Source organism: Muriicola sp. SD30, from assembly GCF_041205185.1.
Lineage (GTDB): Bacteria > Bacteroidota > Bacteroidia > Flavobacteriales > Flavobacteriaceae > Muriicola.
In genome coordinates this window covers 86,238-109,387 of sequence record NZ_JBGEWB010000004.1, presented here as the reverse complement: position 1 = coordinate 109,387, position 23,150 = coordinate 86,238, and the positions used below count along the sequence as shown (strand labels likewise).

Genomic DNA, 23,150 nt, shown 5'->3' with positions numbered 1-23,150 from the left:
TCTATTCCAGTTCTATCTGTAACTGACTTTGCTGGTGGCTTTTCGCTTCGGCATATTGAAATCCACTCTCCCACCATGCCGTCATCTTTTCTTTCTCAAAGATGAGCGAATTGGTAGTTAAAACGATGGGCGTATAGTAAAAGTTGATAATCGCATCATTGTTGTTAGCTACAAACTTTCCGATGCGAATGTTTTGCCCTTCGATACGATCGAGCATAAAAGCAAACATATTCGTAAGCAGGGAAAATGCATTTCTAGAAGGCATACGGTTAAAATGAGTGGTTTCTGTATGCAGGATTATGGCGTCTACAATCTTAGCCCCGCGTTTTACCGCTTCCTCGATAGGAACCATACTGCCCAGACCGCCATCGGCATATTCACAGCCTTCCTTCCTAACCAGGCTCATAAATGGGGTGTAATTACAAGAAATCCAGATCCATTCACAGAAATCATCGTATTCAAAATCGTTAATGGATTTGTACTCGATCTGGTTCAGGGACAAATTCGATACAGTAACCACAATATCCTTGGGTCCGTGTTTCAGAATTTCAAATTCTTCCGGAGTAATGGTATTCTTAATAAGCTTCAGCAAATTGTGGCTTTCGCCGAAAGTTTTACTACCGTTATAAAAGTTTTTCAGCACATTCCAGTGGGCTATCCCAATATTGGACACCCCGTGTTTCTTTTGAATTGTAAATGGGCAGTTACTGAAAATACTATTTTGGGTAACTGAGGTGTATACTTCCTTAATTTTCTGAATTTTCTGTAGTGCCAGATGGGAAATCAAAAGGCTGCCCGTAGACGTCCCCAAAAACAGATCGTACTGGTGCTTCTGCTGCTCCATAAGGAACTGAGCTACACCCCCGGCAAATGCGCCCTTACTCCCACCCCCTGATATTACCAATGCTCTCATTCCCGGTTTAATTCGTTTGACAAATATTCATATTCCTCGCCTTTAAGTTCCTTCAGAATCGATCTCAATCTTTCCTCCTGTACTTCATCACTTAACAGGTCTTTAAGGATGGTCCTCGCAAATTGGCGAAATTGCCAGGCCGGATGAACGGCAGCGTTGACCAGATCCTTAAGATTTCTATCCTCATAAGGAAAAACTTCACCAATGAGTTGAAAAGCCAGCTGTCTAACTTCCATTGGATACGGTTCCGCCGTATAAGAAAACAGCTCCTTTCTATACTCCTCCAGCTCTTCAACGGGAAGGTAATCCCTGGTCAAGATAGCCAAAAGCAACCATAATTGCCTGATGTTTTTATTGGAAAAGCCGGTTATTCCGCTGCACTTGTCTAAGTATGTATTTCGTTGTCCGGGTCTGAGTATCCAGAGTTTGAACAATGCATTCTCAAGTGTAATATAGCTCTTGTCATTCAATAAAGACTCGTAATCCTCAATCAGCTCTTCGGGTACAGGGCCTGGGAGAAAGGAAAGGGCCTGCCTCACCTTGAAGTCGGTACTATTAAAGGCCTTTTTCAGGAATTCAGTAGAGAGTGACCTGTGGTGTTGAAGAAGCAGGCGTTTCCTGAATTCGGAGGAAGTTGTACTTTCCCAAAACCTCTTAATTATTGCCTCATTATCCTCCGTACTGGAGATAAGTTCTAACCTCGCCTTAAAAAACTGATCTATTGGAGGGTATGATTTACGTAAATACTGTATAACCTCTTTTTCATGGAATGTTTTGCTTTCCAGCCAACGCTGCCGGAAACTTTCAAGCGTAGTGGCGGATGTTGCTTCTAATTGCGCAAGAAAATCGTCCACCGTGGCATTTTTAAATGCAAAGGCCTTTAGAAATTCCTCTACTCCTTGGCTGAAGTTCTGATCTCCTAAATACTCGCGAAGTATAAGAATTGCAAAGGCTCCTTTTTCGTAAAACGTAAGGCTGTCAGCTGCGGGATCAAGAAGGGATGTTCCCTTCCCTTCCCTGTCGGCAGTTTCCAGATCGTCAGCCTTATCAAGCAGCATCCAGTAGAAATGATCCTCCCCCAGGAATTCTTTTTGGGCCAGCCATGAATAATAGGTTGCAAACCCCTCGTGCAGCCAGTGGCTGGAGGCATCCTGTTCGGTAACAAGATTGCCAAACCATTGATGCGCCAGTTCGTGTGCATTGACATCTACATAGTTTCTATCCTTGAAGGCAGTCGAGTCTGTCATAAAGCTATCTGAAAATAACGTCACTCCAGTGTTTTCCATTCCCGCATAGAGAAAATCCCGCACCGGCACTTGTTTGTAGTTCTGCCAGGGATACGGCACCCCTATTTCTTTTTCAAGCAAATCAAATATTTCTTTAGTGTACCGATATGTGGGTTCGGTCTTCAGTGAATCATGTGGGTAATAATATAGATATAGAGGTATGCCCGAAGTCGAAATTTTTCTTTCAGAACTGTATCGTCCTCCGGCAAAGGCAAGGAGATAACTACTCATGGGTTTAATCATCTCGTAATACCAGGATCTGGTTTGATCATGATTAGTGGTTTTAATCAATTTGCCATTGGAGATCACTTCATAGTCTTTCGGAAAATCAATGCTGATACTAAAGCTGACCTTCTCTGACATCTCGTCAAAACTGGGAACCCAATGACTGTTGTATTTGCCCTGTCCCTGGGTCCACACCTGCTCGTTGCCTGGAATGGTATCATTCCAGCCAAGGAAATACATCGCCTGATCGGGCTTACAGGAATAATGGATGTCTATAGAATATTCCTTGTTCTCCCGGTATTTTCGGAATAGAACAAGATATCTCCCATCATAGCTGTATCGAACCTTTTTTCCATTGAGCCTTACTTTGCTGATATTCATCGCTCTTGCATCGAGATAAACAGAATCAACGGTGTTATTAATGCTGAAATGATACTGTACCTGCCCCTGAACAGTCTCATTAAACGGATCGACCTTCAACATGATATCACCCTGCAGAAAGTCGGATGCACTTCCTTCCTGCCCTGTCACATAACAAAGTTGGAACATGAAAAAGAAAAGGACTAGGCCCCACTTCAATAATCTACTCATACTTCCCAAAATTAGTATTTTGATCTGTTGCAGTTCAAGCTTGTAACCATTAATTTAGACAAATGAAACCCAATCTTCTGCAAACCCCGATTACGTATCTCAAAGGGGTAGGTCCAAACCGGGCACAGGTATTGCAAGCAGAACTGGGAATTGAAACCTACAACGACCTTCTACATCACTTTCCTAACCGCTATATTGATAAGACGAGATATTACAAAATAAATGAGCTGGAGCGTAATTCTGCAGAACTTCAGCTTACAGGCAGGATTGTTCACATAAAAACGGTAGAACAAAAAAAAGGAAAACGACTCGTTGCCCGATTTGTGGATGAGACTGGGGAGATGGAATTAGTGTGGTTCAGAGGCCACAAATGGATTAAAGAACAGCTGAAGCTTAATGTGCCTTATGTCATATTTGGCAGAACACAATGGTTTAATGGTGTTTTCTCTATGCCGCACCCGGACATGGAATTGTTGTCTGATCATGAAAAAGGTTTGCGCATCAAAATGCAGCCTATCTATCCCTCTACCGAAAAACTCGGAAATAAAGGGATCACTAATAAAGTGCTGAGTCAACTTTTACAACAACTCTTTATCGAGACCAAGGGCGCTTTTGCAGAGACACTCACGCCAACCCTCCTGGAAGATCTCAAGCTCATACCCCGAAAGGAGGCATTACTGAATATACATTTTCCCAGGGATCAAAATAAATTGGCAAGGGCCCAATTCAGGTTAAAATTTGAGGAGCTCTTTTTTATACAGGTACAGCTTATCTCAAAGAACCTGTTGCGAAAAAAAAAGATAAAGGGCTTTCCTTTTCAGCACGTAGGGAAGAAATTCAACACCTTTTACAAAGAGTATCTTCCGTTTCAACTGACCGGAGCGCAGCAAAAGGTAATCAAGGAGATCAGGGCCGATTTAGGGAGCAATGCCCAAATGAACCGACTCTTACAGGGAGATGTGGGCTCAGGAAAGACCATTGTTGCACTAATGAGCATGCTACTGGCCCTTGACAACGGTTACCAGTCCTGCCTGATGGCTCCTACTGAAATTCTCGCCAATCAACATTTTAACAGTCTCAAAGAACTCCTTGGAGAAATGGATGTTTCCATAGCCCTTCTAACGGGTTCTGTCAGGAAATCAAATCGGAAGGAGATACATGAGGCACTGGAAGATGGTAGTCTTCATATTCTGGTGGGCACACATGCTGTGCTTGAGCACAAGGTTCAATTCAACAACCTCGGACTTGCCATCATTGACGAACAGCACCGATTTGGAGTGGCGCAGCGCTCGAAATTATGGCATAAAAATGAGATTCCCCCACATATTCTGGTCATGACGGCTACCCCCATCCCCCGTACCCTTGCCATGAGCCTGTATGGTGATCTGGACATATCGGTAATAGATGAATTACCCCCAGGGAGAAAACCTGTGAAGACTGTCCACCGTTATGATTCAAATAGATTAAAAGTCTTCAGATTTCTCAAAGAGGAAATAAAGAAAGGCAGGCAGGTTTACGTGGTTTATCCACTTATTAAAGAATCCCAGGCCCTGGATTATAAAGATCTTATGGATGGATATGAGAGCATGGTAAGAGATTTTCCCCTTCCGGAATATCAGATTTCCATCGTCCATGGGAAAATGAAATCTGATGATAAGGACTACGAAATGAACCGCTTTGTGAAAGGAGAAACACAGATCATGGTGGCAACTACGGTAATCGAAGTTGGTGTTAACGTCCCAAATGCGACAGTCATGATCATTGAAAGTGCAGAACGATTTGGCCTCTCACAGTTACATCAGTTGCGCGGCCGTGTTGGGCGTGGCGGAGAACAGAGTTATTGTATTCTGATGACAGGACAGAAACTTTCCTCAGAGGCCAAAACCCGCCTGGAAACAATGACACGGACCAATGATGGGTTCGAAATCGCCGAAGTGGATCTTAAACTTCGCGGTCCGGGAGATCTTATGGGAACCCAGCAAAGCGGACTCCTGAACCTCAAAATTGCTGATATTGTTAAAGACAATGATATCCTTAAAACGGCGCGATTTTACGCCATGCGTGTCTTGCAGGAAGACCCTGATCTGATCCTAGAAAAAAACCACCCGCTTAGGATCACATATCTTGAATTGATCAGGAATAAGAACATCTGGAATTATATCAGTTAGTACTTAACAGATGGATAAGATGGCAATATCCGAAGTTTGAACATCGTAATTTTTTGCAGCTATTATTTCGATTCAATTCCCTATGAATTAGTTTTGTGGGCTTAGAAAACATTGACAATGAGTGAACAGAGAACACTATTTGACAAAGTATGGGATTCTCATGTAGTAAGAAAAATTGAGAAAGGCCCCGACGTTTTATTTATAGACAGGCACCTGGTACATGAAGTTACCAGTCCGGTTGCATTTCTGGGGTTGAAAAATCGCAATAGCAAGGTCCTCTACCCTGAACGTACATTTGCTACTGCCGATCACAACACCCCTACAATTAATCAACACCTTCCGGTAAAAGATCCTCTTTCGGCAAATCAGCTGAAGGCACTGGAAGAAAATGCAAAGGAGCATGGAATACCCTATTGGGGACTTGGGCATCAGAAAAATGGGATCGTTCATGTTATTGGGCCTGAAAATGGCATTACCCTACCCGGGGTTACCGTAGTATGTGGCGATTCGCATACTTCCACACACGGGGCCTTTGGCGCTATTGCCTTTGGTATTGGTACCTCAGAAGTAGAGATGGTTTTGTCTACTCAGTGTATCATGCAGGTCAAACCCAGAAAAATGAGGATTACCATTGATGGAAGTTTGAACAAGGCAGTAACTCCCAAGGATGTAGCCCTTTATATAATTTCCCAGCTTTCTACCTCCGGAGCTACGGGATATTTTGTGGAATACGCCGGGGAAGTCTTCAGGAACATGTCTATGGAAGGAAGGATGACCGTCTGCAATCTGAGTATTGAAATGGGTGCAAGAGGCGGAATGATCGCTCCTGATGAAAAGACCTTCTCATATATCAAAGGAAGAGAATTCACACCAAAAGGGGAAGAATGGGATAAGGCAATGGCTTATTGGAAATCCTTGTATTCCGATGCAGATGCAGAATTTGATAAAGAGGTCGTCTTTGATGGATCTTTAATTGAACCTATGATTACCTACGGAACCAATCCGGGAATGGGTATAGGAATCTCCTCAGGGATCCCCACTGCTGAATCTATGGATGGAGGCGTAGCTACTTACAGGAAATCACTTGAATACATGGATTTCAAAGAAGGAGATGCCATGTTAGGTAAAAAGATTGATTTTGTTTTTCTCGGAAGTTGTACCAATGGCCGTATAGAGGATTTCAGGGCCTTTGCAGAGGTGGTTAAAGGTCGGAAAAAGGCAGATCACGTTACAGCCTGGCTGGTTCCAGGTTCGCATAGGGTTGAAGAAGCTATTGAAAAGGAAGGAATACTGGCAATTTTGGAAGAAGCCGGTTTTCAGTTAAGAGAGCCTGGTTGTTCGGCCTGTCTGGCTATGAATGATGATAAAATCCCGGCTGGAAAATACGCCGTGAGTACCTCAAATCGAAATTTTGAGGGAAGGCAGGGGCCCGGAGCTCGTACTTTACTGGCAAGTCCGTTAGTGGCAGCAGCAGCAGCCGTTACCGGAAGGGTTACCGATCCGAGGGAATTAATGGAATTAGAAACCGCTTAAACTGCATTGAATTATGGCTTACGATAAATTTAACGTACTAAAAAGCAGCGCTGTTCCCCTTCCTATTGAGAATGTGGATACAGATCAGATTATTCCTGCCCGGTTTTTAAAAGCTACGGAGCGTAAAGGATTCGGGGATAACCTTTTCCGGGATTGGCGTTACCACCCTGATAATAGTCCTAAGGAACATTTTGTATTGAATAATCCTATTTACCAGGGCAAGATCCTGGTTGGTGGTAAAAATTTTGGTTCCGGATCTTCCAGGGAGCATGCTGCCTGGGCCATTTACGATTACGGTTTTCGCTGTGTGGTTTCGAGCTTTTTTGCTGATATTTTCAGGAATAACTGCCTTAACATTGGTGTTTTACCGGTTCAGGTGAGTCCGACCTTCCTCCAAAAGATCTTTGAAGCCATTGAAAAGGATCCCAAGGCTGAATTTACCATTGATCTTCCTTCGCAAACTATTACTATTGACGCGAGTTCAGAACAGGAAGAGTTCGACATCAATCCTTACAAAAAAGAAAACATGCTTAACGGATATGACGACATAGATTATCTTCTGAGTATGAAAGACGAGATCGAGGACTTTGCCGGCGGTCTGCCTTTATAAAATATTATTACGTCATGCCTGAAGCCGCATTATCCCCCTCACAAAAACCCCGGAAAAAAACTCCGGAAAAAGGTGCTGTGACACAGCGAACCATAGAAATTATGGATACTACGTTGAGAGACGGGGAGCAAACATCCGGTGTATCCTTTTCGGCTTCTGAAAAACTGACAATGGCGAAGCTGTTGCTGGAAGAATTAAAGGTTGATCGTATTGAAATTGCCTCAGCAAGGGTTTCAGAGGGAGAATTCCAATCGGTAAAAAACATCCTTGAATGGGCATTGGACCAGGGATACGAAGAGCGTGTAGAAGTTCTAACATTTGTAGATGGCGGACTATCATTAGAATGGATGCAAGAGGCAGGTGCCAAAGTGCAAAATCTGCTGACTAAAGGATCGCTCAATCACCTTACTCATCAGTTAAAGAAAAAACCTGAAGAGCATTTTAAAGAAATTGAAGCAGTAATTAGACAAGCCCAGTCGCATGGAATTTCAACCAACGTATATCTCGAGGACTGGAGTAACGGGATGCGTAATTCTCCTGAGTATGTCTTTAGTTTCCTGGATTTTCTTGCTACCCAGCCCGTGAAGCGCATTCTTTTACCGGATACATTAGGAGTCCTGACTCCGGGGGAAACAGGCGAATTTATAGGGAAGATCGTACAGCGTTACCCCGGGATACATTTCGATTTTCACGGACACAACGATTACGATCTCAGTGTTGCCAATGTAATGGAAGCGGTAAAAGCGGGATGCCAGGGACTCCACCTTACCGTTAACGGGATGGGAGAACGCGCAGGGAATGCTCCACTTGCCAGTGTAGTGGCTGTATTAAATGATTTTTTACCTGAATACAGGATTAATGTACAGGAATCTTCTCTCTTTAAAGTGAGTAAATTGGTTTCGGCATTTACTGGCTTTGTCATCCCTGCCAACAAACCAATAGTTGGAGATAATGTATTTACCCAAACTGCTGGAATACATGCAGATGGAGATAATAAAAAGAATTTATACTTTAATGATCTTCTGCCAGAAAGATTCGGTAGAAAACGCAAATATGCCCTGGGTAAAACATCGGGAAAAGCCAATATCCAGAAGAATCTTCAGGAGTTGGGACTTACACTAAACGATGAAGAAATTAAAAAGGTGACCGCCAGGATTATCGAATTGGGAGACAAGAAGGAAAGGGTTACCAAAGATGATCTGCCCTATATTATTTCCGATGTCCTGGACAGTGAAGGTTACCAGCAGAAGGTCTTTGTGAAATCATATGTTCTTACCCATGCCAAGGGCCTCCAGCCTTCTACAACTATATGCGTCGAGTTTGAGGGCGAGACCATTGAAGAACACGCACAGGGCGATGGGCAATTTGATGCCTTTATGAACGCCTTGAGAAAAGTATACAGGGCAAAGAAAAAAAGTTTGCCCAACCTGGTGGATTACGCGGTTAGAATACCTCCGGGCAGTAATTCGGATGCCTTATGTGAAACAATAATCACATGGCAAATGGCAGATAAAGAATTCACAACCAGGGGACTTGATTCTGACCAGACCGTATCCGCCATTAAGGCAACAGAAAAAATGCTCAACATTATTTAACCTCCAGAAACAAAACTTTTTTATGGAATTAACTATTGCCCTATTGGCAGGAGATGGTATCGGTCCTGAAGTCGTGGAACAAGCCGTAAAGGTTTGCGATGCTGTAGCAAGTAAATTTAATCACAAGATTCACTGGAAACCCGCATTGACCGGTGCGGCGGCCATAGATGCTGTGGGAGACCCCTACCCCGACGACACACACAACATCTGCGTAAACTCGGATGCTGTTTTATTTGGTGCTATAGGACATCCCAGATTCGACAATGATCCTTCGGCAAAAGTAAGACCTGAGCAGGGCTTGTTAAAGATGAGGCAGAAACTAGGACTTTTTGCCAATGTGAGGCCTACGTTCACCTTTCCTTCTCTAATTGACCGTTCCCCCCTGAAAAGGGAGAGAATTGAAGGCACCGATCTGGTTTTTCTTCGTGAGCTCACCGGAGGTATTTATTTCGGGAAAAGAGGGAGAGAGGATAATGGAAATACCGCATTTGACACTTGTACATATACGCGAATGGAGGTAGAACGCCTGGCTAAAAAAGGATTTGAAATGGCCATGAAACGATCCAAAAAACTCTGTTGTGTGGATAAAGCAAATGTGCTCGAATCTTCACGATTGTGGAGGGAAACCGTGCAGGCAATGGAGAAGGACTATCCCGAAGTTGAAGTGTCTTACGAGTTTGTAGATGCCGTAGCTATGCGCCTGGTACAATGGCCGAATTCCTACGATGTGCTGATAACAGAAAATCTCTTTGGTGATATCCTCACAGATGAAGCGTCGGTTATTTCCGGATCTATGGGACTAATGCCATCGGCATCTCTGGGAGAATCGATTGGCCTCTATGAGCCCATCCATGGTTCCTACCCTCAGGCTGCCGGAAAAGACATCGCAAATCCCCTGGCAACGGTGTTGTCGGCGGCCATGATGTTTGACGACTTGGGCTTGCCTAAGGAAGCGGAAGCCATAAGAGAAGTGGTAAACAAATCCCTTTCAAATGGAATTGTCACCGAAGACCTCGCAGATAAAGGCCAGGGTCGCAAGACTAGTGAAGTGGGCGACTGGCTTGCAAAATATATAAATTTTTAGCTTCCCGGCTTTAGAGAATATACTCCGTACTGGTGAAATTAGACAGTTTGGTTTCCAACAACTGATTTACGGTCTCTTTATTGATCTCATTATCCTTAAATGCCAGAAAGGTTCGTATTGAAAAAGATCTCAGGGCATCGTGAACGCTAAGGGTTGACTGTGCAGAATCCTTACGCCCCGTAAATGGGTAGACGTCGGGTCCCCGTTGGCAGGAGCTATTCAGATTCACCCTACAAACCAGATTGGCTAGGGTATCGATCAGAGGAGCCAGGGTATAGACATCCTTCCCAAACAAGCTCACCTGCTGGCCGTAATTACTCGCAGCCATATCATCCAGAGGCTCTTCGATATCCTGGAAAGAAAGTACCGGGATCACAGGTCCGAACTGTTCTTCCTGATAAACCCTCATATCTTTTGTCACAGGATAAAGAACGGCCGGCCAGATATAGTTATCAAAATGCTTTCCACCTTTTTTATTGATGATTTTCGCTCCTTTAGCAAGGGCATCATCTATTAGTTCCTGTATGTACTCGGGCTTACCGGGTTCTGGCAGAGGGGTAAGCTTTACCCCTTCATCCCAGGGATTGCCAAATTTGAGTTCATCTACCCTAGCGGCAAACTGTTTTAAAAAGGTTTCCCTGACTTCTTCGTGTACGTAAACAATTTTAAGGGCAGTACAACGCTGACCATTAAAAGAAAGGGTCCCGGTGATGCATTCCTCAATGGTAAGCTCCATATTGGCATCGGGAAGAATAATAGCCGGGTTTTTTGCCTCCAGACCCAGTACCAGTCTTAATCGGTTACTTTTTGGATGTTGATCCTGCAGGGCATTAGCCGATTTACTGTTTCCGATTAAGGCCAGTACATCTACCTTTCCTGTTTTCATTATCGGGGCGGCAACAGTTCTCCCCCTCCCGAATAGAATATTTACAACTCCCTTGGGAAAACTGTTTTTAAAAGCTTCCAGTAAAGGAGTGATCAGCAATACCCCGTGCTTAGCCGGCTTAAAAATGGTGGTATTCCCCATGATTAAGGCCGGGATAAGGAGAGCAAATGTCTCATTTAAGGGGTAGTTATAAGGACCCAGGCAAAGAACGACTCCCAAAGGGCCTCGTCTGATGTGGGCATAAACACCTTCATGTTTGTGAAATTTGGCCGAGTTTCTATCGAGTTCTTTGTAATCTTCAATAGTATCGTAAATGTAATCTACGGTTCGATCAAATTCCTTGATAGAGTCGGGCAGTGATTTCCCAATCTCCCACATCAGTAGTTTTACCACCTGATCGCGCTTGGTTTTCATCTGCTCCACAAATTTTTCCATGCATTCAATCCGGTCACTTACCTTCATAGTGGGCCAAACTCCTTTTCCCTGATCATAGGCTCCGAGGGCTCCTTCCAGGGCGTCCATGGCTTCTTTTTCGCCCAAATCAGGAATACTACCAAGAATGGTGTGTTCGTATTTTTCTGTTGATGAGATCGTAGAAAATACTTCTGTTACGGCTCCGTCCCAGGCTTTGAGTTCTCCATTCACCAAATAGGTTTTCTGATGAATCTGTTTGTCGATCTTGTAAGGATCCGGAATTAATGCTACTTCTGTGTCCATGTGCTATTTTTTCTCTAAAGATTCATCTAAATTAAAACCTTAAACGATAGGTTTCATCGCTGTCATCGATGCTCGCAGTCTGGCACCCACCTGTTCAACAGGATGCTCACGCAAAGCTTTATTTATCTCAATAAGCCTGGCATTGGGCACACCATTATCTCTTGATGCCCCATAGGATTTTCCAATCACATCCACATCGACCTTTTTCATAAAGTCTTTTAAAAGAGGCTTACAGGCGTGATCGAACAAATAACAGCCATATTCAGCTGTATCCGATATTACCCGATTCATTTCAAAGAGCTTTTTCCTGGCAATTGTATTTGCAATCAGGGGGGTTTCGTGCAAAGATTCGTAATAAGCCGACTCACCGATAATCCCCGAATCTGTCATGGCTTCGTAAGCCAGTTCTACTCCTGCCCTTACCATGGCAACCATTAGAACCCCGTTATCGTAGTATTCCTGTTCAGAAATCTTATCGTCACCGGCTGGTGTTTTCTCAAAAGCAGTTTCCCCTGTCGCTGCCCTCCAGCTAAGTAAGTTTTTGTCATCATTTGCCCAGTCCTCCATCATCGTTTTGGAAAAATGACCACTCATAATATCATCCATATGCTTTTGAAAAAGCGGTCGCATAATTTCTTTCAACTCCTCCGAAAGATCAAATGCCTTAATTTTAGCGGGATTGGTTAGTCGATCCATCATATTAGTTATACCACCGTATTTTAGACCTTCAGTGATGGTTTCCCATCCATATTGAATAAGTTTAGAGGCATATCCGGGATCTATTCCTTTTTCAATCATTTTGTCAAAACACAGAATGGAGCCTGTCTGGAGCAAGCCACAAAGTATGGTCTGTTCTCCCATTAAATCCGATTTAACCTCTGCCACAAAGGAAGATTCCAGTACCCCTGCCTTATGCCCACCAGTAGCGGCTGCATAAGCCTTGGCCTGCGCAAGCCCTTTACCCTCAGGATCATTTTCGGGATGGACAGCGATAAGGGTTGGAACCCCGAAGCCTCTTTTGTATTCTTCTCTCACCTCAGAACCGGGACTTTTAGGTGCTACCATGATGACAGTAAGGTCCTTTCTGATCTGCATACCTTCTTCCACAATATTGAAACCATGTGAATATGAAAGAGTAGCCCCCTTTTTCATCAATGGCATAACGTTTTTAACCACATTGGTGTGTTGCTTATCTGGAGTCAGATTAATCAGCAGATCAGCCGAGGGTACCAGTTCTTCATAGGTGCCCACAGTAAAACCGTTTTCCGTTGCATTGACAAAGGATGTCCTTTTTTCTGAAATGGCAGCCTCACGCAGTGTATAGGCGATATCCAGCCCTGAATCCCTCATATTCAAGCCTTGATTAAGACCCTGGGCTCCACAGCCAATAATCACAATCTTTTTTCCTTTTAGTGCCGATACACCATCCGTGAACTCAGTGGTGTCCATAAAACGGCACTGCCCAAGTTGTTTCAGTTTGTCTCTCAGAGAAAGTGTATTAAAATAATTTGTCATGCGTGTTGTTGTTAGTATCTCGTTATTTTTCGTTTTCGTATTCATTTAGTAATGCAGAAATGGGCATAGACGCTTTGGTGACCGCAATTCGACCAGAACGGACAAACTGCATAATACCATATGGCTCAAGTTCATCGTGCATTTCGTCAATTTCATGCCTTCTGCCGGTCTTTGCAAGAACAAAGAATTCCCTGGAAACAGTTACAATCTGGGAATTGCTCTCCTTTATAATATTTTGAATTTGTCGTTCGTCAAATAGTAAATGTGAATCGATTTTAAAAAGGGCAGATTCCTGATAAATAATCTCATCATCAGTATGATAAAAAGCCTTGATTACTTCAATTTGCTTTTCTATCTGCGCCACAATTTTTCTCGTCCAATCTTCGGTAGTATTTACAACAATTGTAAATTTTGACACATGCTCTATTTCTGATTTAGAGACATTTAGGCCTTCTATATTAATGTGTCGCTTTAAAAATATCCCCGATATTCTATTCAGCAATCCGACATTGTTTTCCGAATATACTGAGATGGTAAACCATTTTTTCTCCATCGTTTTTACTTTAATCTTATATCTGATACGGAAGCACCTGAAGGGATCATTGGAAAGACATTGTCTTCCTTTTCCACTTTCACTTCTAAGAAATAAGGTTCTTTAGAGGCCATCATTTCCTGAACAGCAGCTTTTAAATTTTTTCGTTCTGTCACCCGTTGGGCTTTAATGTGATATCCTTCCGCAATTTTTACAAAATCGGGATTTGTCATGACGGTTGAAGCGTATCGACGCTCAAAGAAAAGCTCCTGCCATTGTCTTACCATTCCAAGGTGATCATTATTCAATACGACAATCTTTACAGCCGTTTTATTCTGATAGATGGTCGCCAGCTCCTGAATGGTCATCTGGTATCCTCCATCTCCGATAATTGCAACTACTTCGCGGTCTTCAGCTCCCATCTTAGCCCCTATTGCTGCCGGTAAGGCAAAACCCATAGTTCCCAAACCTCCGGAAGTTATGTTGCTCTTCGACTGGTTAAACTTGGCATATCGGCAGGCCACCATCTGATGTTGCCCTACATCCGTAACAATAACCGCTTTATTCTTTGATGCTTTATTTATTTCCTCTACCACTTCCCCCATGGTTAATCCTTCCTTTTTTGGGTGCAGATCTTTCTCAATAACAGCTTTGAACTCTTCCTCATACCGCAAGCTGAATTCGTTACGCCATGATTCATGACTGTTCTTTTTGATCATGGGAATCAATAATCCCAGCGTTTCTTTAGCATTACCCAGTAATGCTACATCTACTTTTACATTTTTATTGATCTCCGCAGGGTCAATTTCCATATGGATAATTTTGGCCTGCTTGGCGTAAGTTTCAAGATTACCGGTTACCCGGTCGTCAAAACGCATTCCGATTGCAATAAGGACATCACATTCATTGGTAAGCACATTAGGGCCATAGTTACCATGCATCCCTACCATACCTACGTTAAGCGGATGGTCTGTATTTAAGGCTGATAAACCAAGGATGGTCCATGCAGCGGGTATGCCCGACTTCTCAACAAATTCCTTTAGTTCATTTTCCGCTTCCCCTAAAATGACTCCCTGCCCAAAAACGATAAAGGGTTTCTTAGCCGAATTGATCAGCTCGGCGGCCTGCTCCAGATTGGCCTCTTTTACTTTTGGTGTTGGCTTATAACTTCGAACTCCTGTACAGGCTTCATAGTGAAAATCGAGCTCGTCAAACTGTGCATTTTTGGTGATATCGATCAGGACAGGTCCGGGTCTTCCCGATCTGGCAATAAAAAATGCCTTGGCCATGATTCCGGGAATTTCTTCAGCCCTGGTGACCTGGTAATTCCATTTGGTTACCGGGGTGGATATACCAATAATATCGGTTTCCTGAAACGCATCTGAGCCCAGAAGATGCCTGGGCACCTGTCCGGTTATACAAACCATGGGAGTAGAATCGATCTGGGCATCTGCCAGGCCCGTGACCAGATTGGTTGCCCCTGGTCCTGAAGTTGCCATAGCAACACCTACTTTTCCACTAACCCTGGCATATCCTTGTGCAGCATGTGTAGCACCCTGCTCATGACGAGTAAGAATATGTGTTAGTTTATCCTGGAACTTATAAAGTTCATCATATACGGGCATTATAGCTCCACCCGGATAACCATAAATTAAATCGACACCTTCTGCCAGCAGACAGTGTATAATCGCTTCTGCACCACTAACTCTCATCGTCTTAGGATTCTTTTCTGATGCTTTCTTTTTTGTTATTGTATCCATAAATACTGCCTTTCAACCCGATATTTATATTTCTTTTTCTACTCAAACTGGTCGGTTACACACCCCTTAGAGGCTGACGATACGATTTTTGCGTATTTGTACAGACTCCCTTTTCGCACTTTTAAAGGTGGTTGTTTCCACTGACTCCTGCGCTGCCCCAATTCCTCTTCAGATAATGCCACACTAATACTGTTTTCCACGGCATTAATTGTAATCATGTCGCCATCTTTCAATAATCCGATTGCGCCTCCTTCCTGAGCCTCAGGGGAAACATGTCCTACAACAAATCCATGGGTTCCTCCTGAAAACCGGCCATCTGTGATCAAAGCAACATCTTTTCCCAATCCTGCTCCCATTATGGCGGCAGTAGGTTTGAGCATTTCAGGCATTCCTGGCCCTCCTTTTGGGCCTTCATACCTGATCACTACCACATCGCCTTTTTTTACCAGGCCTTTTCCAATCCCTTCATTAGCCTTGAATTCATCGTCAAAAACTTTGGCCGGACCTGTAAAATGATAGCCTTCTTTCCCTGTGATTTTTGCTACAGCTCCTTCTTCTGCCAGGTTACCATAAAGAATACGCAGGTGTCCCGTTTCCTTAATAGGGTCCTGTAAAGAATGTACAACCTTCTGCCCCTCCTTCAGCGAAGGAACCTCACTTAAATTTTCTGCTATGGTCTTCCCCGTTACAGTAAGGCAATCCCCGTGTAACATGTCATGTTCGAGCATAAACTTCATAACCGCAGGTATACCTCCTACCCTATGGACGTCTTCCATCAGGAATTTTCCACTGGGTTTTAGATCGGCGAGAAATGGCGTTGTATCACTGATCCTTTGAAAATCATCGAGGGTAAAATCAATCTCTGCAGCCCTGGCAATTGCAAGGAAATGCAACACCGCATTTGTAGAGCCCCCCAAAACTGTGATAAGTCGGACAGCATTTTCAAGTGATTTTCTGCTGATGATATCACTTGGCTTTATATCCTTCTCAATAAGATGTCTCAATGCTCTGCCCGAATTCAGACAGTCTACTTCTTTTTCTGATCCTATAGCAGGGTTAGAAGAGTTATAGGGCATAGCCATCCCCAGGGCCTCGATAGCTGATGCCATGGTGTTTGCGGTATACATTCCTCCACAAGCACCCGCTCCCGGACAGGCATTCTGGATTACCTGCTTGAACTCATCTTCCTTCATGGTGCCGGCCACTTTCTCCCCCCATGCTTCAAAAGCACTTACAATGTCTAGTTTTTTATTGTTAAGGCATCCCGACGCAATGGTACCTCCATAAACCAGGATTGATGGTCTGTTAAGTCTGATCATTGCCATCAGAGCTCCGGGCATGTTTTTGTCACAACCTACAACTGTCACCAACCCATCGTAATTCATCGCCTGCACAACTGTTTCCATCGAATCAGCTATAATATCCCTGGACGGCAGGGAATAACGCATCCCATAGGTACCCATGGATATCCCATCACTGACGCCGATTGAATTAAATACCAGACCTACCAACCCCTTTTCGTCAAGACCTTTCTTTACATGTTGGGCCAGGTCATTAAGGTGCATATTACATGGATTTCCTTCGTATCCAGTGCTTCCTATCCCGATAAGGGGCTTCTTTAAATCCTCCTCGCTCAATCCGATCGCATATAGCATCGCCTGCGCTCCGGGCTGGGTAGGATCCTGTGTAACATTCTTACTGTATTTATTTAATTCTGTGCTTGTCTTTCCCAAATGTGCCGGTTTTCTTAATAAATCCTATAGGTTTCAAAGATACTTGTTTAAAAACCACGTCTTAATTTACATTGTATGCTACGATAAATTCAATGTCCATTGATTAGAGTTAACATATTGAAAATCAATAATATAATACGGTTTTAATTATCATATTCACTATGTACACAGGAAGGGGAAAAGAGTGAGATTTGATACTTTTTAGGCTAAAAAATTACCTATTTTTGGGCATGCAAAATTCAATTTCTCAACAAGTTGAGGCACAGCACAGGTATTTTAATACAGGGCAGACCCGGGATGTTCGATTTCGTAAAGGGCTGCTGAAAAAGTTACAGGCCGAAATAGTACGACAGGAAGATGCTATATGTGAAGCCCTCTACGCAGATTTTAAAAAACCAAAGTTTGAGACCTTAATCGCGGAGACCCAGTTTGTCCTGGCTGAACTCAGGATGATCATAAAACACCTGGAATTATGGGTAAAACCGGAGAGAGTCCCCTCCTCCATCCTAAACTTCCCTTCTTCCGACTGGATATACAATGAACCTTATGGGAATGTCCTAATTATTTCCCCCTGGAACTATCCGTTTCAGTTGACCTTATTGCCTTTAATTTCCGCGGTTGCAGCAGGAAATACGGCTGTCCTGAAGCCTTCCGAACTCACTCCTAAAACGAGTTCAGTTATTCAAAAGCTCGTAAGTGCTGTTTTTGAACCGGAACACGTATTGGTTTGTCAGGGTGATGCTGAAGTGGCCAAGAGTTTGCTGAAAGAAAAATGGGATTATATCTTCTTTACAGGTAGTACAAGGGTAGGAAAAATTGTATATGAAAGTGCTGCCAGCCAACTTACTCCGGTTACCCTTGAGCTGGGAGGGAAAAGTCCTTGCGTTGTTGATGAGACTGCTGTTCCGGCTCAGGCGGCCAGACGAATTGTCTGGGGAAAGTTTCTAAACGCCGGCCAGACCTGCATCGCACCGGATTATATCCTGGTTCACACACAGATGAAAGAGCAACTGCTGGAGGAACTCATTAAAAGTATCAAGTCATTCTTTGGAGAAAATCCTGAAGAATCAAAAGACCTGGCCAGGATTATTTCACCAGCTCACTTTGAACGACTCAAAGGCTTATTGAGCAATGAAAAAATCCTTTTTGGGGGAGCACATAATTGCGCAGACCGATTTATTTCCCCTACCCTGGTTGATGAGCCATCCAAGGGGAGTAAAATTATGCAGGAGGAGATCTTTGGCCCAATACTGCCCATTATCTCCTATCAGAATGAAAGTGAATTGGAAGCATGGATTCATGCCGGTGGGAAACCATTAGCGGCCTATCTTTTCTCGAGGCGTAAATCATTTCAAAAGAAGTTTGTGAGGGAATTCAGTTTTGGCGGGGGTACGATCAATGACACCCTATTGCAAATATCAAATAAAAACCTTCCTTTTGGGGGGGTCGGAAAGAGTGGATTAGGGTCCTATCACGGGAAAAGGTCGTTCAATACTTTTTCACATCAAAAAGCTGTAGTAAAAAGGGGTACATGGCTCGATTTCCGGTTCAAATATCCTCCTTACAACATACCGATGAATCTGATTAAAAAAATGAAACATATATTTTAATGAATACAGAAAAGACCGTGACCGAGGCTATTCAATACCGAAGGTCAGTAAGGGTGTATGACGAAGAAAAAGAAATCGATCCCGAAAAAGTGCGAAAGTGCATCCAAAATGCAGTTCTCGCCCCTACAAGCAGCAATCTGCAACTATGGGAATTCTATCACGTAACTGATACCGAAGTCCTCAAGGAATTGGTAGAGGCTTGTCTTGGACAGAACGCAGCTAAAACGGCCAAGCAAATGGTAGTAGTTGTTGCCAGAAGGGATTTATGGAGAAAACGGGCACGATCAAACAAGGATTTTCTTTTGAAAAATATTGGCGACAAACCAAGAGATGCGTACAGCAGAAGGGAAAAGTTTGCATTGGGTTACTACACAAAACTTATTCCATCGATCTATGCAGAGTTTCTGGGATTATTGGGATGGATTCGATATGTATTTTTTTGGGTAATTGGTCTTTTCAGGCCCGTTTACCGGCAAGTCAGGAGATCAGATTTAAGAATCGTCGCACACAAGAGTGCCGGTCTTGCTGCTCAGAATTTTATGATTTCGATGGCTGCCATAGGATACGATACCTGCCCTATGGAAGGCAGTGATACTGCCAGAATTAAAAAGATCCTGAATTTGCCGATGGGAGCCGAAATCACTATGACTATAGGTTGCGGGATAAGGGATGAAAAAGGAATCTACGGACCCAGATTCAGAGTGCCCTTTGAAGAGGTCTATAAGGCAGTTTAAGAGGTAAGTTTAAAATGCACGGTATCTCCAAAAGTCCTTTGAGCGAGGTGATTGGACGATTTTTCTGAGAGTTGCAGCACACGTGGATATCCACCAGTTGTCTGTCCATCACGCATGAGGATAATCAATTTACCCCCGGGAGTTAATTGCACAGTGCCGGGTAAGGTGGCCGAAGTTAACATGCCATACTGATGTTCTCCTATTTCTTCCTGGAGTTGATATGCCATTCGGTTGTTCTCTTTGGCGATGGTAAAAGGCCGACTGAAAAGAAGCTCACGTTGCTCGGCTGACAACAGATCAAATTCAGGAGCTCTACTTGCCTCCAAGGTAAGAACCCTATCAATCTCCTCAGGGATAACACTCGTGATCTTGGGTTCAAAACTCGTGGTTTCCTCATAGGGGATTTCCATCCCGGCCAAAAGGTGATCTTTTTCAGTAAGGGGAATATAAAATGACCTGCTGTTAAGTACTTCCGCTGTATTAAATCCACCTTTGACAGCTACATAGGCACGAAGTCCGTTTATATGCCTTCCAAATGCGAGATTATCTCCCGCAGCTATCTTAAAGACACTGTGATTGTCAATATCTACTTCATTCAATTGGGGGGAAATATTAGCCCCTGTTATGGAGGCCCATGTGTCTTTTGTAAACTCTAATACGGGTCCGGACATGGTAATTTCAAGCACGGCTGTGTCTTCTTCATTCTCAAGCATGGCATTGGCCAGTTTGGCAGCCGCCTGATCCATAGCCCCGGAAACGGGAACTCCCAAATGCCGAAATCCATACCTCCCATTATCCTGAATGGTAGTAAAAAATCCGCTTTTTTTAACCTTAAGCACTATTTGATTCTTTAGTTAGTAAGTCGAGCCCTACTTCAGCCTGTATGGTATGCAAATCGAATTGAGCTCTTGGTATTGAATAGAATTGTACCCTATCCCCTACTCTGATTAAGCAAGGATCTTTCTTTTCCGCGTCAAAAATTGGAACAGGGCAATTCCCTATGATGTTCCATCCTCCCGGGCAATCCTGCGGGTACACTCCGGTCTGTTTCCTGGCAAGGCCTACCGAACCCTTTTTTACATGTAGTCTGGGTGCAGCCCTTCTGGGCAACTCCAATTCTGCCGGTACGCCCCCCAGATAAAGAAAGCCGGGTAAAAAACCAATTCCATAAACCGTATAGGTTGCCGAAGTATGCAAGCTGATGACCTCTTCAATTGTTTTCCCTGTCTGCTCACTCACCTCGTCAAGATCTATTCCGAATTCCTTGTCATAGAAAACAGGTAACTTCCATAGCCTGGATTTTTGCTTTACTCCTTCTTTTCTCAAAGGGTATAACTTTTGCAGATCGGCAGACAATTCTTTAAAATCGATTTTGGTTTTATTATTTATTAGAGCCAGAGAATTGTATGCAGCTACGAGTTCCCATTGGCCCGGATCATAACCCTCAGTTCGAAGAAAATCTTTGAAAATAATAATGTCATCGAGTATGCTTCTTTCGATCTCTTTTGGCCATTCAACCAGAATCGCCTTATCGCCAAAAGGTTTAATATGGATGGGGTAGGAATTCATTTCTTTAAATGAATATTGTGCTTAGGAAATTCCTCGGAAAGATACATTAATATTTCATATGCACTGCTAGTATCTCCATGAATACAATAGGTATTTGCTACAATAGGAATAAGACGTCCGGTAATTGTTTTAACGGTTGACTTTCTAATCATTAATATAAGGTGTTCGAAAACTACTCTCGGATCTGTCAAGAGGGCAAGTTCTGAAGTTCGCGAAACTAGACTGAGGTCGTCATTGTAGTTTCGATCTCCAAAAGCCTCATAGGTGCGGTGAAAGTTTAATCTTTCAGCCTCTTCGGCAAGGACAGAGCCATAAGGTACGAAGAGGGAAGTACGTTTTTTGTAGGGATGGAGAATTTCAAGATACCGTTTTGCTAAATGCCGATCTTTTGCCAGGTCGTTGTAAAGAGCTCCATGTGCTTTAATATGACTGAGGGATACATTGTGTTCAGTGAGCATTGTATCCAGTTTTGCGATCTGAGAAAGGATACTATCCTTAAAAGCCTCCGGGCTCATCTCAATGCTTTTACGACCAAAATTTTCCCTGTCAGGGTACGAAGGATGTGCCCCTATGTGTACATGATGGGCTAGGGCCAGTTTGATAACATCCATCATCGTCTCATCATTCCCTGCATGAGCCCCGCAGGCCAGGTTGCAGGAAGATATATATGGAAAAAGTTTTGCCTCGTTTCCAAGCCCCTCCCCTACATCACAGTTGATATCGATTTCCCATTTCTCCATCATGAACTTATTACTGACCATATACTCTTTACGCCAAGGGAAATTATCAGTAACAGAAAGATCAGCCCAAGAATATTCTGCCAGATTCTGTTCTTGTAATTGCCCATAAGTGATCTCTTATTGACTATCCATAAGAGGAAGATACATATTACAGGCAGCAATAATCCGTTGGCCACCTGTGCAAATTTAATGATCTCGATAGGCTTCAGATTGAAGGACTGGAAAGAGACCCCAGCCAATAATACAGATGCCCATACGGCTCGAAAGCGCCAGGAATTAAAGCTGCTATTCCAATTAAAGCAACTTGCGGTAACATAAGCCGCAGCCAGAGGCGCAGTGATCGCGGAGGTGATTCCCGCAGCGAACAAGCCTACCCCCAAAAAGTATTTTGAGGATGTACCATAGAGGGGCTCCAGCCCTTTGGCCAGATCGAGTCCGCTGCTTACTTCGGTGAGCTGACTAGCCGCGGCAGCTATCACAATCGCGATTGAAATCAATCCTCCTAGACCTATGGAAAGGATGGTATCCCACCTGATGGCTTTTATATCATCTATTGAATTCCACTTCTCACTAACCAGAGATGCGTGTAAAAATAAATTATAAGGTACAACGGTTGTCCCAATCAACGCCACTACCGTCAGCAGGCTGCCCTCTGGTAAAGAGGGAACAAAGAGTCCGGACAGAATAGCGGATATATCAGGACGGGTCAGAATAGCCGCCAGAATAAATGAAATACTCATCATCATGACAAGACCGACAAATATCTTTTCCAGCATTTTATATGAACCGGCATACAGCAATACAAATGCACAGCCACCGATCAGCCAGGAATACCAGGGCGAGGGCTCGCTACCCAGCAGTGCTTCCAAACCAAGAACTGCGCCTCCTATATTTCCCGCTTCATAAGCCGCATTTCCAACAACAATAGCTGATAAAATTATTCCCAGAACTGAGACACGTATCCATGGTCGTTTTAATTCTTCTCTGATACTTGCTGCCAGACCTTTTTTTGTAAGGATACCCACCCTTGCTGCCATCTCCTGAAACACTACGGTGGTGGCAATGGAAAGTACCATAGCCCATAAGAGGGCAAAACCAAACCCTACCCCGGCAAGGGTACAGGCCGTAATAGTTCCCGGGCCTACAAAAGCTGCCGCAATGAGAAATCCGGGACCAATTTTCTTAAACACAAAAAAAATATTAGAGTGAAATGTACATTAAAGTTAAAACTTAACCCAATTTGAGATGGAAACACTCCCTAAAAAAGAAAATCAAATGTTAAAAAAAGTGCAGTTCGTCTAAAAAAATGCAGTTCGTCTAAAATCCGGATGCCGTTTATCGATAACTCA

18 protein-coding genes are annotated in these 23,150 nt (G+C 43.5%); 7 read left to right on the top strand and 11 right to left on the bottom strand.

The annotated features are described in order from the left end of the window. Position 1: 1 nt before the first annotated feature. Complete coding sequence (locus tag AB8P51_RS12950; protein ID WP_369749270.1) at positions 2 to 913, bottom strand: patatin family protein; 912 nt, start codon at positions 911 to 913, stop codon at positions 2 to 4. Continuing rightward, complete coding sequence (locus AB8P51_RS12945; RefSeq protein WP_369749269.1) at positions 910 to 3,015, bottom strand: M1 family metallopeptidase; 2,106 nt, start codon at positions 3,013 to 3,015, stop codon at positions 910 to 912. The genes AB8P51_RS12950 and AB8P51_RS12945 overlap by 4 nt, the downstream gene beginning before the upstream one ends. 62 nt (positions 3,016 to 3,077) lie before the next feature. Between AB8P51_RS12945 and recG the strand changes: the two genes are divergently transcribed. From recG to leuB, 5 genes are all read left to right on the top strand, one after another. Beyond that, entirely contained in the window at positions 3,078 to 5,183 is a 2,106-nt protein-coding gene (gene recG, locus AB8P51_RS12940) for an ATP-dependent DNA helicase RecG (protein ID WP_369749268.1), read from the top strand. Positions 5,184 to 5,300: 117 nt separating this feature from the next. Further along, the gene (gene leuC, locus AB8P51_RS12935; protein WP_369749267.1) at positions 5,301 to 6,716 is read left to right on the top strand and encodes a 3-isopropylmalate dehydratase large subunit; all 1,416 of its coding nucleotides are present in this window, start codon (positions 5,301 to 5,303) and stop codon (positions 6,714 to 6,716) included. A 13-nt stretch (positions 6,717 to 6,729) separates the two neighbouring features. Beyond that, complete coding sequence (gene leuD, locus AB8P51_RS12930; RefSeq protein ID WP_369749266.1) at positions 6,730 to 7,326, top strand: 3-isopropylmalate dehydratase small subunit; 597 nt, start codon at positions 6,730 to 6,732, stop codon at positions 7,324 to 7,326. A 77-nt stretch (positions 7,327 to 7,403) separates the two neighbouring features. Then, positions 7,404 to 8,921 carry an alpha-isopropylmalate synthase regulatory domain-containing protein gene (locus AB8P51_RS12925; protein ID WP_369749644.1) on the top strand — a complete coding sequence of 506 codons (1,518 nt, stop codon included), beginning with the start codon at positions 7,404 to 7,406 and terminating at the stop codon, positions 8,919 to 8,921. 22 nt (positions 8,922 to 8,943) lie between these two features. Further along, positions 8,944 to 10,005, top strand: a complete 1,062-nt coding sequence (gene leuB / locus AB8P51_RS12920) for a 3-isopropylmalate dehydrogenase (protein WP_369749265.1) — start codon at positions 8,944 to 8,946, stop codon at positions 10,003 to 10,005. 10 nt (positions 10,006 to 10,015) lie between these two features. Here leuB and AB8P51_RS12915 read toward each other — a convergent pair whose 3' ends face one another. From AB8P51_RS12915 to ilvD, 5 genes are read right to left on the bottom strand one after another with little or no spacing between them, the layout of a single operon-like run. After that, positions 10,016 to 11,608, bottom strand: a complete 1,593-nt coding sequence (locus AB8P51_RS12915) for an NADP-dependent glyceraldehyde-3-phosphate dehydrogenase (RefSeq protein ID WP_369749264.1) — start codon at positions 11,606 to 11,608, stop codon at positions 10,016 to 10,018. 39 nt (positions 11,609 to 11,647) lie between these two features. Beyond that, positions 11,648 to 13,123: a ketol-acid reductoisomerase gene (gene ilvC / locus AB8P51_RS12910; RefSeq protein WP_369749263.1), complete on the bottom strand. Its 1,476-nt coding sequence runs from the start codon at positions 13,121 to 13,123 to the stop codon at positions 11,648 to 11,650. A 22-nt stretch (positions 13,124 to 13,145) separates the two neighbouring features. After that, positions 13,146 to 13,676 (bottom strand): acetolactate synthase small subunit, encoded by a 531-nt coding sequence (gene ilvN / locus AB8P51_RS12905; RefSeq protein ID WP_369749262.1) that lies wholly within the window; start codon positions 13,674 to 13,676, stop codon positions 13,146 to 13,148. 5 nt (positions 13,677 to 13,681) lie between these two features. Next, on the bottom strand, positions 13,682 to 15,415 hold the full coding sequence (gene ilvB / locus AB8P51_RS12900) for a biosynthetic-type acetolactate synthase large subunit (protein ID WP_369749261.1): 1,734 nt from the start codon (positions 15,413 to 15,415) through the stop codon (positions 13,682 to 13,684). A gap of 38 nt (positions 15,416 to 15,453) precedes the next feature. After that, on the bottom strand, positions 15,454 to 17,148 hold the full coding sequence (gene ilvD, locus AB8P51_RS12895) for a dihydroxy-acid dehydratase (protein ID WP_369749260.1): 1,695 nt from the start codon (positions 17,146 to 17,148) through the stop codon (positions 15,454 to 15,456). 230 nt (positions 17,149 to 17,378) lie between these two features. Here ilvD and AB8P51_RS12890 point away from each other — a divergent pair, with 230 nt between their 5' ends. Beyond that, on the top strand, positions 17,379 to 18,758 hold the full coding sequence (locus AB8P51_RS12890; protein ID WP_369749259.1) for an aldehyde dehydrogenase: 1,380 nt from the start codon (positions 17,379 to 17,381) through the stop codon (positions 18,756 to 18,758). Continuing rightward, the gene (locus AB8P51_RS12885) at positions 18,758 to 19,492 is read left to right on the top strand and encodes a nitroreductase family protein (RefSeq protein WP_369749258.1); all 735 of its coding nucleotides are present in this window, start codon (positions 18,758 to 18,760) and stop codon (positions 19,490 to 19,492) included. Before AB8P51_RS12890 ends, AB8P51_RS12885 begins: the two co-directional genes overlap by 1 nt. On the opposite strand, the gene AB8P51_RS12880 is transcribed toward AB8P51_RS12885, so the two are convergent. The 4 genes from AB8P51_RS12880 to AB8P51_RS12865 are packed head-to-tail and all read right to left on the bottom strand — an operon-like array spanning position 19,489 to position 22,991. After that, positions 19,489 to 20,331: a biotin-dependent carboxyltransferase family protein gene (locus AB8P51_RS12880; RefSeq protein ID WP_369749257.1), complete on the bottom strand. Its 843-nt coding sequence runs from the start codon at positions 20,329 to 20,331 to the stop codon at positions 19,489 to 19,491. The genes AB8P51_RS12885 and AB8P51_RS12880 overlap by 4 nt on opposite strands. Beyond that, positions 20,324 to 21,061, bottom strand: a complete 738-nt coding sequence (gene pxpB / locus AB8P51_RS12875) for a 5-oxoprolinase subunit PxpB (RefSeq protein ID WP_369749256.1) — start codon at positions 21,059 to 21,061, stop codon at positions 20,324 to 20,326. The genes AB8P51_RS12880 and pxpB overlap by 8 nt, the downstream gene beginning before the upstream one ends. After that, the gene (gene pxpA, locus AB8P51_RS12870; RefSeq protein ID WP_369749255.1) at positions 21,058 to 21,804 is read right to left on the bottom strand and encodes a 5-oxoprolinase subunit PxpA; all 747 of its coding nucleotides are present in this window, start codon (positions 21,802 to 21,804) and stop codon (positions 21,058 to 21,060) included. Before pxpA ends, pxpB begins: the two co-directional genes overlap by 4 nt. Beyond that, on the bottom strand, positions 21,801 to 22,991 hold the full coding sequence (locus AB8P51_RS12865; protein ID WP_369749254.1) for an Nramp family divalent metal transporter: 1,191 nt from the start codon (positions 22,989 to 22,991) through the stop codon (positions 21,801 to 21,803). The genes pxpA and AB8P51_RS12865 overlap by 4 nt, the downstream gene beginning before the upstream one ends. Between the last annotated feature and the right edge of the window lie 159 nt (positions 22,992 to 23,150).